Origin of the sequence: Actinomadura graeca, assembly GCF_019175365.1 — a bacterium.
In the GTDB taxonomy this organism is placed as follows: Bacteria; Actinomycetota; Actinomycetes; order Streptosporangiales; family Streptosporangiaceae; genus Spirillospora; species Spirillospora graeca.
Map to the genome: position 1 here is coordinate 3,685,187 of NZ_CP059572.1, position 12,442 is coordinate 3,697,628.

Below are 12,442 nucleotides of genomic sequence, written 5' to 3' on the forward strand. Positions count from 1 at the left end.
TTCAAGAGGGCGGGGCATCGCATGGACCGCGGCACGGACGACGACGGCGGGCTCCTGTGCCTGGTCACCGGGGCCAGCGGGTACATCGGCGGGCGCCTCGTCCCCGAACTGCTGGACGCCGGCCACACCGTCCGGTGCATGGTCCGTTCGGCCCGGCGGCTGCGCGACCACCCGTGGGCGGGACGGGTGGAGATCGTGGAGGCGGACGCCACCGACCCCGAGGCGACCGCGCGGGCAATGGACGGCGTGGACGTCGCCTACTACCTGATCCACGCGATCGGGGGGAACGGCGGCTTCGCCGACACCGACCGCAAGGCCGCGCGCACGTTCGCCGCCGCGGCCCGCGACGCAGGGGTCGGGCGGCTCGTCTACCTCGGCGGCATGGACCCCGAGGAGGAGCTGTCGCCGCACCTGCGGTCCCGCGCCGAAGTCGGCCAGATCATGCTGGGCAGCGGTGTCCCCGCGGTGTGGCTGCGGGCCGCGGTGATCATCGGTTCGGGGTCGGCGTCGTTCGAGATGCTGCGTTACCTCACCGAGCGGCTGCCGGTGATGGTCACGCCGAAGTGGGTGCACACCCGCATCCAGCCGATCGCGATCCGGGACGTGCTGCACTACCTGGTGGCGTCGGCGACCCTGCCCGCCGAGGTCAGCCGCGGGTTCGACATCGGCGGCCCCGACATCCTCACCTACGCCGACATGATGCGCCGGTACGCGGCGGTCGCGGGGCTGAAGCGGCGGGTGATCGTCCCGGTGCCGCTGCTGAGCCCGTGGCTGTCGAGCCTGTGGGTCGGAGGCATCACCCCCGTCCCCGGCGCGCTCGCGCGGCCGCTGGTGGAGTCGCTGCGCAACGAGGTGGTGTGCTCGGAGAACGACATCGCCCGCTACGTCCCGCCGCCGCCGGAGGGCCCGATCGGGTTCGACCGGTCGGTGGCGCTGGCGCTGCGCCGCGTCCGCGACGCGGACGTCGCCACGCGCTGGTCGTCGGCCGCCGTCCCCGGCGCGCCCAGCGACCCGCTGCCCACGGACCCGGACTGGGCGGGCGGGAGCCTGTACACCGACGAGCGGACCTGCCGCGCGGACGCCCCGCCGGAACGGCTGTGGGACGTCGTCGAGGGCATCGGCGGCGAGCGGGGCTGGTACTCCTTCCCGGTCGCCTGGTGGGCGCGCGGCCTCATCGACCGCCTGGTGGGCGGCGTGGGGCTGCGGCGCGGGCGCCGGGACCCGCGGCGGCTGCGCATCGGCGAGACGGTCGACTTCTGGCGCGTCGAGGAGAAGGAGACCGGGAGGCTGCTGCGGCTGCGCGCGGAGATGCGGCTGCCCGGGCTGGCGTGGCTGGAGCTGGGCGTGTCCCGCGAGGACGGACGCGAGGACGGACGCGCCGTGCTCACGCAGCGGGCGCTGTTCCACCCCCGGGGGCTGGCGGGCCACCTGTACTGGTGGGCGTTCCGCCCGTTCCACGACCGCATCTTCGGCGTGATGTGCCGCGGCATCGCCCGCGCCGCCGAGGAGGACCGTCCCCCCGCGGTCGTCCGGACCGGGTGAAACCGATCGGTATCCGCGCGCCGAAGACCTGAAGAGAACCTGCGGGACGGAACTCGGCGCCGGCGATGGGGGAGGCTGATGGGGACCCACGGCCCGGTCGTCGTGGTCGGGGCGGGCCTGTCCGGGCTGTCGGCGGCGGTGCACCTGGCGGCGCGGGGCCGCGAGGTCGTGGTGGTCGAGGCGCGGGACGAGCCGGGCGGCTGCTGCGGGTCGGCCGATGCGGGCCCCTACCGGTTCGACACCGGGCCGTCCGTCCTGACGATGCCGGGCACGCTCGGCTCCGTCTTCGGCGCCGCCGGTGTGGACATGGAGGACGTGCTGCCGCTGCGGCGCCTCGACCCCTTCTACCGGCTGGCCTTCCATGACGGCTCGCGGCTGGACGTCGTGGACGGCGCCCATCGGATGGCCGACAACGTCCGCGCGCTGTGCGGGCCCGGCGAGGCCGCCCGGTACCTGAGGTTCCGGGAGCGGCTCGGGGCGATGTTCGAGGCGGAGTGGTCGTCGTTCATCGACGCGGACATGACGCGGCTGCGCGACATGGCCCGCCCGTACGCGCTGCTCAAGCTGGCCGCCGCCGGAGGGTTCCGGCGGCTCGACCGGTTCGTGGCGCGCCATCTGACCGACGAGCGGCTGATCCGGGCGCACACGTTCCAGGCGCTGTACGTGGGGCTCGCCCCGTCGAAGGCGCTGGCCATCTACGCCGTCGTCGCGCACATGGACACCGTCGGCGGGGTGTACTTCCCGTCCGGCGGAATGCGCGCCATTCCGCGCGCCCTCGCCGACGTGGCGGAGAAGGCGGGCGCCGGGTTCCGGTACGGGGTGCGCGCCGAGCGGATCGAGACGGACGCGTCGGGCGTGACGGCGGTGCGGCTGGAGACCGGCGAGCGGCTCAGGGCAGGCCACGTGGTCGTCGCCGCCGACCTCATGCGGGCGCGCGGCGGGCTGCTGCCCGGGGACGCGGCGGACGGCTGGCGGACGCGCCGTCCCCGGTACTCGCCGTCCTGCATGGTCCTGCATTTCGGGCTCGACCGGCGTCCGCCCGGCCAGGCACACCACACCCTGCACTTCGGGCGGGAGTGGGAGGCGACGTTCTCCGCGCTGGCGGCCGGGCGCCCGCAACCCGACCCGAGCCTGCTGGTCACCTGCCCCGGCGAGGACGACGCCGCGAGCGAGGACGGGGACGGCGGCGCGGGCGCGTACCCGACGCTGAGCGTGCTGGAACCCGCGCCCAACCTCGCGACCGGAGCCGACTGGGACGACCTCGCGCCGCGGCTGGAGCGGCGTCTGCTCGGCCGCCTGGACGAGCTGGGCTACGGCGACCTGTCGGCCGCGCCGCGGATCACGTTCGACCCGCCGGGCTGGGCGCGGCTGGGCCACTCGGCGGGCACCCCGTTCGCCCTCGACCACCGCTTCCGCCAGACGGGCTGGTTCCGGCCACAGGGCCGCTACCGCCGGGTCCCGGGCCTGCACGCCGCGGGGATGTACACCGCCCCCGGCGTGGGCGTCCCCCCGGCGCTGATCTCCGGGCGGCTGGCCGCCGGCCGGATCATGGAGGACGGCCGATGACGCTGACCGCGAGCTACGAGCACTGCCGCCGCCTCAACGCCCGCCACGGGCGCTCCTTCTACCTCGCGACGCTGCTGCTGCCCGCGTGGAAGCGCAGGCACGTGCACGCGCTGTACGGGTTCGCGCGCCACGTCGACGACATCGTGGACGAGTGCGGGTCCACCGGCGCGGCGGGCCGCGCCGCCGCCCTCGACGGGATCACGGCGCGCCTGGACGCCTGCCTCGCGGGCGAGATCCCCGAGGACCCCGTGCTGCCCGCGTTCGCGCACACCGTCCGCTCGTTCGGCGTTGAGCGGGACGACATCGACGCGTTCCTGGGGTCGATGCGCGCCGATCTGACCGTCACGCGCTACGACACCTACGAGGACCTGCTGGCGTACATGGAGGGGTCGGCGGCCGCGATCGGCCTGATGATGCTCCCGGTGCTGGAGACCGTCCCGGGCGCCGGACGGCTCGCCCGCGAGCCCGCCCGCGAGCTGGGACGGGCGTTCCAGCTCACCAACTTCCTCCGCGACGTCGCCGAGGACCTCGCCCGCGGCCGCGTCTACCTGCCGCTGGAGGACCTGGCGAAGTTCGGGGTGGACGAGGCCGACCTCGCCGCCCGCTCCAGCACCCGCGGGCTGCGTGACCTGGTGGCGTTTGAGGCGGGCCGCGCCCGCGACCACTACCGCCGCGCGCTCGCCGGGGTGGAGCTGCTGGCGCCGTCGTCCCGGCCGTGCATCCGCGCCGCCGTCGAGCTGTACGGCGGCATCCTCGGCCGGATCGCGGCGGCCGGGCACGAGGTGCTGGAGGCGCGGGCGCGGGTGCCGCGACGGCGGCGGGCGGCGATCTTCGCGCGGCACCTGGTGGCCGCGTCCGCCGCGGGGCGGGCCGAGCGGCGCGTGCCGTCGGGGTCCGCCTGACATGGGTGTCGGGGACCCCACAAGTCACGGGGCTGGTTCGGGGGGTGTGGGGGGTCGTGCGGCCGCACATGACCGGCTTGTGGTGCTGGACGCGATGGGCGGCGACAGCGGGCCGGCCGTGACGGTGCCGGGGGCCTTGGCGGCGCACCGCGAGCACGGGGTGCCGGTGCTCCTCGTCGGGCGGAGCGCGGAGCTGCGGCCGCTCCTGCGGCGTCACGGCGGCGACGGCGAGGTCGGCGTGCTGGACGCGGGCGACGTCGTCCCGATGGCCGAACGGGGCGCGGGCGCCGCCGCCCGGGCCGGTTCGAGCCTCATGGTCGGGTGCGAGGCCGCGCGGCGGCACGGCGGCGCGTTCGTCTCGGCGGGCTCCACGGGCGCGGTCGTGACGTGCGCGGTCCGCGTCTTCGGACGGCGCGCCGGGGTCCTGCGCCCGGCGCTGGCGGTCGCGCTGCCGACGCCGTCCGGTGCGACGGTGCTGGTCGACGCCGGGGGCACCGCCGATCCGACGGCGGAGATGCTCGCGCAGTTCGCGCTGCTGGGCGCCTCCTACGCGCGGGCCGTCCTCGGGGTGGACGACCCGTCGGTGGGCCTGCTGTCCATCGGCTCCGAGCCGGGGAAGGGCAACCGGCTCGCCCGTGAGGCCGCCGGGCTGCTGCCGGACCTGCCCGTCCGCTACCACGGCAACGTCGAGGGCCACGACGTGCTCGCCGGGACCGTCGACGTGGTCGTGACGGACGGCTTCACCGGCAACGTCGTGCTGAAGAACATCGAGGGCTGCGTCCGGACCACGCTGGAGATGGTCGCCCGGACGGGGGCCGCCCGGCCCGGCGGGCTGGACGAGGTCGCGCGGCTCTACGCGGCGGACACCCACGGCGGCGCGGCGCTGCTCGGGCTGGCGGGGACGGTCGTCGTCGCGCACGGCTCGTCCACGCCCGCGGCCATCGCGCGGGCGTGCGCCGTGGCGTCCGGCCTGGCGGCGTCCGATCCCGCGGCCGGGTCCGGTCCCGCGGCCGGGTCCGGTCCCGCGGCCGGGTCCGGTCCGGCGGCCGGGTCGGGTCCGGCGGGCCTCCGGGCGGCGGCGCGGGCGGTCCCGTGAGGCGCTCACCCCGGGCCGGGCAGCGGGTCCCGCCCGTCCCACGTCCCCTGGCTTCCGTATGGGACGAAACGGGCGAACATCTCCTCGGCGTACCAGCGTTCGCGGCGCACGCGCGCGACGACGCCACGGTGCGCGGCCGTCCGGTACGCGAAACGGGACGCGGCGTCCTCGTCCTCCCACAGCGAGAACGTCGCCTGCCGGGCGAGCGGCCACTCCCCCGCGCCGACCGACGCCAGCCGGCCGGGCCCGCGCCGCAGTTCCCGGTCGACGTCCGCGATCGACCGGTAGAACGCGGCCAGCCGCCGCGGGCGGATCGACGCCCTGGTCAGGACGGCCACCGGGCCGTCGCCGGGTCCGGCGGACCCGGCGGCCCGGGCGTGCGGGACGTGCGCCGCGGCCAGCGGATCACGGCCGCCCCACGCGCCCCGGGACGACACCGGCACGAGACGCACATGCCATGACTCCTCGGCCCTCTCCCACCACCGCGCCGCGACCGGCGAGCGCGCGAGGAACCTTTCCAGCGCGTCCTCGCCGTCCCACACGGCGAACAGCGCCCAGCGGCGCAGGTCGGCGCCGAGGGTCATCGAGTCACCGCGGCCCGTCCCGAGGAGCCGCCAGAACGCCAGCCCGCCGGTGCCCCGCAGCACCGGCCGGTCGAACGCCATGTACCGCATGGCGTCCCGGCCCGGATACCTGATGAGGTGGAACGAGGCGATGGTCCCCGTGCTGGTCGCGGTCATCGGCGGCTACCTGCTCGGCTCGGTGCCGGTCGCGGTCCTGGTCGGACGCGCGCACGGCTTCGACCCGCGCGACGTCGGCGACCGCAATCCCGGCTTCTGGAACGTGAGGGAACGGCTCGGCTGGAAGGCCGCCGTGCCCGTCTTCGCGGGCGACATGCTCAAGGGGACGGCGGCGGGGCTGGCCGGGCTCGCGGCGGGCGGCGGAGACGTCCTCCCGGTGTACGCGGCCGTGGCGGCGGCGATGATCGGGCACGCCTGGCCGGTGTTCGCCGGGGGGCGCGGCGGACGCTCGATCCTCACGTTCGCGGGCGGGTTCGCCGTGATCTGCCTCCCGGCCTTCGTGCTGGGCGTCGTGCTGCTGGTCGCCACGAGCCTGCTCCTGCGGTCGTTCGCGTGGGGGACGCGGGTGGCGGTGTTCTCCCTGCCCGCGCTGCAACTGGCCTTCGCGCCCGCCGCGTACGTGGCGGGGACGGGCGCGCTGATGTGCCTCATCGGGCTGCGCTTCGGCCAGGCCGCCCTGACCGGGCGGCGGGCCGGGCAGCGGGCCGGGCGGGGGCCCGGAAGGACGGCCGGGCGTCGGGCCGGGCGTCGGGCCTGACCGCCGCGCGGCCGTAGACGCGGCCCCGCCACGTCCGCGCCGGGCGCAGCACCGACCACGTCAGGCGCGCCGCGGCCGCCACGTCCAGCAGCGGCGACAGCGCCAGCCCCGGGCCGGGCCGCGTGTAGCTGCCGCGCAGCGCCGCCACCAGCAGCATCCGCTGCGCGAGCAGGGCGAGGTCGAGCGGCTTCGGACGTCCCGCCGCCGTCCGCAGCACCGGCAGGGCCATGGTCAGCCAGACGACGGCCAGGTCCCCCGCCAGCGCGGGCACGCCGGTCACGTCCCGCAGCGCGATCGACCGGCCCCACTCGCGCCACACGTCCGCGGCCGAGGCGTGCATGTCCACCTCCAGCAGGCCGCCCGCGTCGCGGAAGGCGATCCGCCAGCCGTCGCGCGCGAGCAGCCGCCCGAGGGCCACGTCGTCGGTGAGGTGACGGCGGACGCGGGCGAACCCGTCGGCCTCCACCATCGGCGCCTTGCGGAACGCCATGCACTGCCCGTTGACGAGGAGCCGGTCCGGCGACGCGGGCACCGGCCCGATCGGCCCGAGACGGTAGACCAGCCCGGCGAGGAACGAGGCGTGCAGCGCCTGCTCGACCGGCCCGCCGCACACGAACCGGGGCCCGGCCGACACCAGGTCACAGCCGTCCAGGAGCGCGACGAGCGCCCCGCACAGGCCCGGCGCGGGACGGGCGTCGGCGTCCAGCAGCACCACGTACGGCCCGGCGGCGGCCCGCACGCCCTGGTGCGACGCCCACTGCTTGCCGACCCATCCGTCCGGCAGCGGCGCGCCCCGCACCACGGTCGCGCCGAGCCGCGCGGCGGCCTCGGCCGTCCCGTCGCGCGACTCGTCGTCCACGACGATCACCTCGCCGACGTCCGGGTCGGCGAGCAGCGGCGCCAGGCAGCCCGCGATCCGGTGCTCCTCGTCCCGCGCCGGGACGACCACCGAAACCGGTCCGCTCCGGGGGGTGTGGGGGTTCCCCGGCGGCGTGCCGGGGACGAGCGGGGCGGGCCGGTCCCTGCCCCGCGCCAGCCGCGCCGCGACCACCGCCGCTGCCGCCGCCTGGGCCAGGGTCAGCGGCCTCATCGCGCCGCCCCGCGCCCGGCGGGCCGCCGCGCCATGTCCTCGGCGACCAGCGAGGCGACGATCCGCCCGCCCATGGCCACCAGCGGGAGCCCGCCGCCGGGATGCGCCGACCCGCCCACCAGGTACAGCCCGCGCCTCGGCCCCCGGTTCCCCGGCCTGCGGAACGAGGCGAACCGTCCCCGGTACGCGGTGCCGTAGATCGCGCCGCCCCACGCGCCGTACCGGTCGCGCAGATCCGCGGGCGTCAGCGTCTCGACGAACCGCAGCCGCCCCGACAGGTCGTGGCCCCGCTTCGCCAGCCGCTCCAGGACCAGGTCACGGTAGGAATCGGGCGTCATCGGCCACCGCGCCGGGTCCCCGGCGGGGACGTTGACCAGCATCACCCAGTTCTCGGTCCCCGGCGGCGCCTGGGACGGGTCGTCGACCGCCGAGCAGCCGATGTAGACGGTCGGGTCGCGCGGCGGCACCCGCAGCCCGAAGATGTCGCGGAACTCCCGCCGGTAGTCGGCGGAGAAGACGACCGAGTGGTGCGCGAGCCCCTCCGTCCGCCCCTCCACCCCGGCGAGCAGCAGGAACGCCGACGAGGACGGGCCGAGGCGGGAGATGCGCCGCAGCCGCCGCCCGTCCGGCAGCAGCCGGCCGTACAGCGACGCGGCGTCGGCGTTGACCACCACCGCGTCGCCGCGCACCCGCTCGCCCGACTCCAGCACCACGCCCGACACCGCCTCGCGGCCGGCGATCAGCCGGGCCACCGCGCTGCCCGTGTGCACCTCGACGCCCGCGGCGACGAGCAGCACGGCCAGGTCGTCGGCGATCCGGGGCAGGCCGCCGGGGACGTACCAGCCGCCGTCGCCGTGCTCGATCGCAGGGACGCAGCCCAGCGCGGCGGGCGCCCGGTACGGGTCCGACCCCGCGTAGGTCGCGTACCGGCCGACGTACTGGCGCAGCCGGGGATCGTTGAAGAACCGCCGCGCGAGCCCGTCCAGCGTCCGGCCCGGCGCGACCGCGAGCAGGTCGCCGATCCGCGCGTCCTCGGGCCTGCGGATCAGCGGCCCGGCGAAGAACGTCCGCCGCGCCGCCGCCAGGCACCGGTCCGCCCAGCCGTAAAAGGCCGTCCACGCGGTGCCCTGCCCGGGGGCGAGCCGCTCGACCTCCGCCGCCATCCGCCGGGGGTCGCGGGGGGCGCGCAGCTCCGACCCGTCGGCGAAGCGGTACCGGCACAGCTCGTCCAGGGCCAGTAGCTCGCGCCCCACACCGAGGTCGCGGAACAGGCCGGGCAGCGTGAGCAGCGACGGCCCGATCGAGAAGGCGAACCCGTCGCGCTCGTGCTGGGCGAGCTTCCCGCCGAGCCGGTCCAGCCGCTCGTGCAGCCGCACCCGGTGGCCCTCGCGCGCCAGCAGCAGCGCCGCGACCATCCCGCCGACGCCGCCGCCGACCACGATCACCTCGGCCACCGGCGCCTCCAGACCGCGCTCCAGGCCGGCAGGGCGAACGCCGCCATCGCGATCCCTCCGGCCACCGCCACCGTCCGGTCGGGCGGCTCGAACACCGCCGCGAACGCCAGCGTCTCCATCGCCGCCATCACCGTGTAGAGGACGACGAGCCCCCGGGACGCGGCCGCCGCGCCCGGCCTCGTCCCGGTCCCGGTCCACGCGTCGACCACCGCCATCACCAGCAGCGACACCGCCAGCCATCCGGCGAAGTTGGTGAGCGGCACGCCCCGGTACGGGCCGCCGTCCGCCCACGTCCACAGCCCGAGCCGGAGCATCTGCGGGTCGAGGAACAGGTCCCACGCCGTCAGCGCCGCCGCGCCCGCCGCCCACCGCGCGAGCCCTCCCGCCGGGACGATCGCGGAGGCCACCGCGTGCGCGGCCAGCCCCATGCCGCCCCACGCCAGGGCCACGACCACCGGCACGCCTCCCGGCTGGGGCCGCAGCAGCGGCGTGTAGGAGTAGTCCCCGAACGGCACGCCGGTCCGGACGCCGATCCATTCGGCCGCGTACCCCACGAGCACCGTCCCGCCGAACGCCCCGAGCGCCGGTTTCGGCCCGTGCGCGCCCGCGAGGAACGCCACCGCGCACGCCGCCAGCAGCACCACGACCACCCCGGTCAGCCGGATCGACCCGGGCCGCAGCCCCGACGCGACCTGCGCGGCCACCATCGCGACCAGGAACGCGGACCCCACCGGCGCCCATACCCCCGGCCGGCGCCGGGCGGCCGTCCCCCGCCGCCGGGCCGGCTCGTCCCGCACCTGTCCCATACACACCCTTCGGACGCGGGCACCGCCGCGGATGCACCGTCGGCCGCCACGCACCCCCTTGACATCGGCTCGGAGCTTACTTATAACTTCAGTTGTAGGTTTCCTCTTGTACGGGGAACAGGTGAGTTCGGCGCCGGCGGGGCGCCGAGGGTCTTCGGAGGTGATGGTCATGTTGCTGACGTCGATCGACCCGTTCGTGCAGGAGTTCGAACGCCAGTTCGACCGGGCGGTCCGGCAGTTCAACGGGCAGAACGGCGGCGCCGGGATGCCCATGGACGGGATCCGCCGCGCCGACGACGTCGTCCTGCGGTTCGACCTGCCCGGCGCCGACCCGGGCTCCATCGAGGTCACCGTCGACCGCGGGGTGCTGTCGGTCTCCGCCCGCCGCGAGGAGGAGTACGGCGAGAACGAGCGGGTGTTCGTCCGCGAGCGGACGATGGGCACCTTCACGCGCCGGGTCTACCTGTCGGAGCATCTGGACGCCGAGGCCATCGAGGCCGCCTACGACAACGGGGTCCTCGCGGTCCGCATCCCGGTGCTGGAGAAGGCCAAGCCGCGCAAGGTCGCCATCCAGCACACCGGTGACGGACCCAAGGCGATCCGGAACTGAGCGGCGGCAAGGGCATGCGCCCGGGCCCCGCCCCGGGCGCGGCGTCCTCGCCCTGGCACCCGGCCGCCGGCACGAGGCAGGATGAGAACGCTATGAATCTGCCCTTCGACGACGAGCACGCCGCCCTGTTCACGGTGGGCCAGGTGGCGCAGATGCTGGACGTGCGGCAGGCGTTCCTTCGCCGCATCGACGATCACGAGATCGTCTCGCCGCGGCGTTCCGCGGGCGGGCAGCGGCGCTACAGCCGCCACGAGATCGGCCGCGTCCAGGAGGTCGTCACGATGATGGGCGAGGGCATGACCCTGCCCGCCATCCGGCGCATCCTCGAACTCCAGCACCAGCTCGCCGAACTCACCCGCGAGTACGACGAGCTGGCCCGCCGCCTCACCGAGCGTTCCCCCGGCCCCGCGTCCTGAGGGCCGGGGGGCCCGGGCCCTCGGAGGGGCCGGGACCCCGGGCCCGATTTGGTCATGATTTGGGCGATCTTGGGGAATTCGATCACGCCCGCCGCCGCTGCGATTGCGCGTCCGTCCGTAGCGTGGGGTCCATGCCCGAGGTGACGCGCTACTCCGCCGGGGCCCCCTGCTGGGTGGACCTCGCCAGCCCCGACGTCGAGGCGACCAAGGACTTCTACCGCGGGCTGTTCGGCTGGTCCTCGTACACGCTCACCGTCGACACCTTCGGCGACTACGAGATCTTCACGCTCGGCGGGCTGCAGGGCCCCGAGGTCGCGGCGATGCGGACACTCCTCGACAGCACCGAGGAGCCCAGCTGGACCTGCTACTTCAAGACCGACGACGCGCGGGAGTCGGTGTTCACCGTGCTGGCCGCGGGCGGGCAGGAGCAGGCGGAGCCGCGCAACGTCGCCCAGCTCGGACGGATGGCCCAGTTCGCCGACCCGCGGGGTGCCGACTTCGGCGTGTGGGAGCCGTTCGAGTTCCACGGCGCCGAGCTGTGGGACGAGCCGTCCACGGTCGCCTACGTCGAGCTGGTCGCCCCGGACGTCGAGGTGGCCCGGCGCTTCTACGGCGAGGTCTTCGGCTGGGAGTTCGAGGACCGCCCGTACTACCGCGCCGGGGGCGAGGAGGTCCCCACCGGCTACACCCTCTGGAAGATCGGGGACCAGCCGGTGGCGGGCATGATCCCCATGGACGAGTTCTGGCCGGCCGACCATCCCACGCACTGGATGCCGTACTTCGCGGTCGCCGACACCGACGCGTCCGCCGCCAGGGCCGTCGATCTCGGCGCGCGGCTGCGGATCCCGCCGACCAGCGTCCCCGACGCCCGCCTCGCCGTCCTGAACGACCCGGTCGGCGCGCGCCTGGCCCTCGTCACCCCGCACCGCGTCCTCTGACCGGCCGGGCCGTCACGGCGCGGTGTCCAGGGAGAGGGCGGCATAGGCGCGGAGGCTGCCGGGACGCAGGGGATCGGACGAGACGCGCAGCGCCTCGTACGGGCCGGGGTCGTCGGGAAGATGCGGCACGTGCTCGATCTCCAGGACGTCCGCGGCGGTGAGCAGGCCGTCCAGGACCGCCTCGGCGAGGGTGTGGTTGACGTGGACGAGGTAGTCCGGGAGCGTCATGTCCCGCACCGCGACGCGCAGGCGCGCGACCTTCCCGCTCGTGGGCTGCGCCTCGCTCAGCGCGACGTGCAGGGCGCCCGCCCAGCCGGGGTCGGTGGTCCCCCGGACGGGGCGGAGCAGCCGCCGCAGGGTCGCGTGCTCCGCCAGCGGCCCCGGCCCGTACCAGGCGATCGCCCCGTCCTCGGACACATGGGCGGGACGGAACCGCTCCGCGAGGTTGCGCGGGTCGCCGGCGAGGAAGACCGTCCTGGTGAAGCTGCCGTACCAGAGGGCGCGCTCCCGCGGCGACAGCCGGCCGGCGAACGCCACCGCCGAGCCGGCGAAGCCCGCGGGGGTGAAGTCCCGCAGCACCGCGACGGCGCCGATGCCGGCGTCTCCGGACGGCCAGGCGTCACGGGCCCGCGCGACGCGGCCGCCGAGCACCTCTCGCAGGGTCTGCTGATCGAACATGGAAAC

The 12,442-nt window shown here is 76.1% G+C and carries 13 protein-coding genes; 8 read left to right on the forward strand and 5 right to left on the reverse strand.

What is annotated here, in order from left to right:
- Positions 1-21 precede the first annotated feature (21 nt).
- The 4 genes from AGRA3207_RS16160 (at position 22) to AGRA3207_RS16175 (ending at position 5,106) form a co-directional block, all read left to right on the forward strand.
- Positions 22-1,542 (forward strand): SDR family oxidoreductase, encoded by a 1,521-nt coding sequence (locus tag AGRA3207_RS16160; RefSeq protein ID WP_231335458.1) that lies wholly within the window; start codon positions 22-24, stop codon positions 1,540-1,542.
- Between the two features lie 78 nt (positions 1,543-1,620).
- Positions 1,621-3,108, forward strand: coding sequence for a phytoene desaturase family protein (locus AGRA3207_RS16165; RefSeq protein ID WP_231335459.1), 1,488 nt, complete (start codon positions 1,621-1,623; stop codon positions 3,106-3,108).
- Positions 3,105-4,010 (forward strand): phytoene/squalene synthase family protein, encoded by a 906-nt coding sequence (locus AGRA3207_RS16170; RefSeq protein WP_231335460.1) that lies wholly within the window; start codon positions 3,105-3,107, stop codon positions 4,008-4,010. Before AGRA3207_RS16165 ends, AGRA3207_RS16170 begins: the two co-directional genes overlap by 4 nt.
- Before the next feature lie 46 nt (positions 4,011-4,056).
- A complete protein-coding gene (locus AGRA3207_RS16175) occupies positions 4,057-5,106 on the forward strand; it encodes a phosphate acyltransferase (protein WP_231335461.1) in 1,050 nt (349 codons plus the stop codon).
- 5 nt (positions 5,107-5,111) lie between these two features.
- Here AGRA3207_RS16175 and AGRA3207_RS16180 read toward each other — a convergent pair whose 3' ends face one another.
- Positions 5,112-5,846 carry a spheroidene monooxygenase gene (locus tag AGRA3207_RS16180; RefSeq protein ID WP_231335462.1) on the reverse strand — a complete coding sequence of 245 codons (735 nt, stop codon included), beginning with the start codon at positions 5,844-5,846 and terminating at the stop codon, positions 5,112-5,114.
- Here AGRA3207_RS16180 and AGRA3207_RS16185 point away from each other — a divergent pair.
- Positions 5,803-6,444, forward strand: a complete 642-nt coding sequence (locus tag AGRA3207_RS16185; RefSeq protein ID WP_231335463.1) for a glycerol-3-phosphate acyltransferase — start codon at positions 5,803-5,805, stop codon at positions 6,442-6,444. The two genes, AGRA3207_RS16180 and AGRA3207_RS16185, sit on opposite strands and share 44 nt — an antisense overlap.
- Here the strand turns inward: AGRA3207_RS16185 and AGRA3207_RS16190 are convergent.
- Genes AGRA3207_RS16190 through AGRA3207_RS16200 form a run of 3 tightly spaced genes read right to left on the reverse strand, consistent with a single transcriptional unit; the run spans position 6,335 to position 9,794 of the window.
- Complete coding sequence (locus tag AGRA3207_RS16190) at positions 6,335-7,534, reverse strand: glycosyltransferase family 2 protein (RefSeq protein ID WP_231335464.1); 1,200 nt, start codon at positions 7,532-7,534, stop codon at positions 6,335-6,337. The genes AGRA3207_RS16185 and AGRA3207_RS16190 overlap by 110 nt on opposite strands.
- The gene (locus AGRA3207_RS16195) at positions 7,531-8,988 is read right to left on the reverse strand and encodes a phytoene desaturase family protein (protein WP_231335465.1); all 1,458 of its coding nucleotides are present in this window, start codon (positions 8,986-8,988) and stop codon (positions 7,531-7,533) included. Before AGRA3207_RS16195 ends, AGRA3207_RS16190 begins: the two co-directional genes overlap by 4 nt.
- Complete coding sequence (locus AGRA3207_RS16200; RefSeq protein ID WP_231335466.1) at positions 8,976-9,794, reverse strand: carotenoid biosynthesis protein; 819 nt, start codon at positions 9,792-9,794, stop codon at positions 8,976-8,978. Before AGRA3207_RS16200 ends, AGRA3207_RS16195 begins: the two co-directional genes overlap by 13 nt.
- A 169-nt stretch (positions 9,795-9,963) precedes the next feature.
- Here AGRA3207_RS16200 and AGRA3207_RS16205 point away from each other — a divergent pair, with 169 nt between their 5' ends.
- The 3 genes from AGRA3207_RS16205 to AGRA3207_RS16215 all read left to right on the forward strand — a co-directional run bounded on the left by AGRA3207_RS16205 (position 9,964) and on the right by AGRA3207_RS16215 (position 11,758).
- Complete coding sequence (locus AGRA3207_RS16205; protein ID WP_231335467.1) at positions 9,964-10,404, forward strand: Hsp20/alpha crystallin family protein; 441 nt, start codon at positions 9,964-9,966, stop codon at positions 10,402-10,404.
- A gap of 92 nt (positions 10,405-10,496) precedes the next feature.
- Positions 10,497-10,820: a MerR family transcriptional regulator gene (locus AGRA3207_RS16210; protein ID WP_231335468.1), complete on the forward strand. Its 324-nt coding sequence runs from the start codon at positions 10,497-10,499 to the stop codon at positions 10,818-10,820.
- 131 nt (positions 10,821-10,951) lie between these two features.
- Positions 10,952-11,758, forward strand: a complete 807-nt coding sequence (locus AGRA3207_RS16215) for a VOC family protein (RefSeq protein WP_231335469.1) — start codon at positions 10,952-10,954, stop codon at positions 11,756-11,758.
- 12 nt (positions 11,759-11,770) lie between these two features.
- Here the strand turns inward: AGRA3207_RS16215 and AGRA3207_RS16220 are convergent, their stop codons facing one another.
- Entirely contained in the window at positions 11,771-12,436 is a 666-nt protein-coding gene (locus tag AGRA3207_RS16220; RefSeq protein WP_231335470.1) for a DUF6182 family protein, read from the reverse strand.
- Positions 12,437-12,442 lie beyond the last annotated feature (6 nt).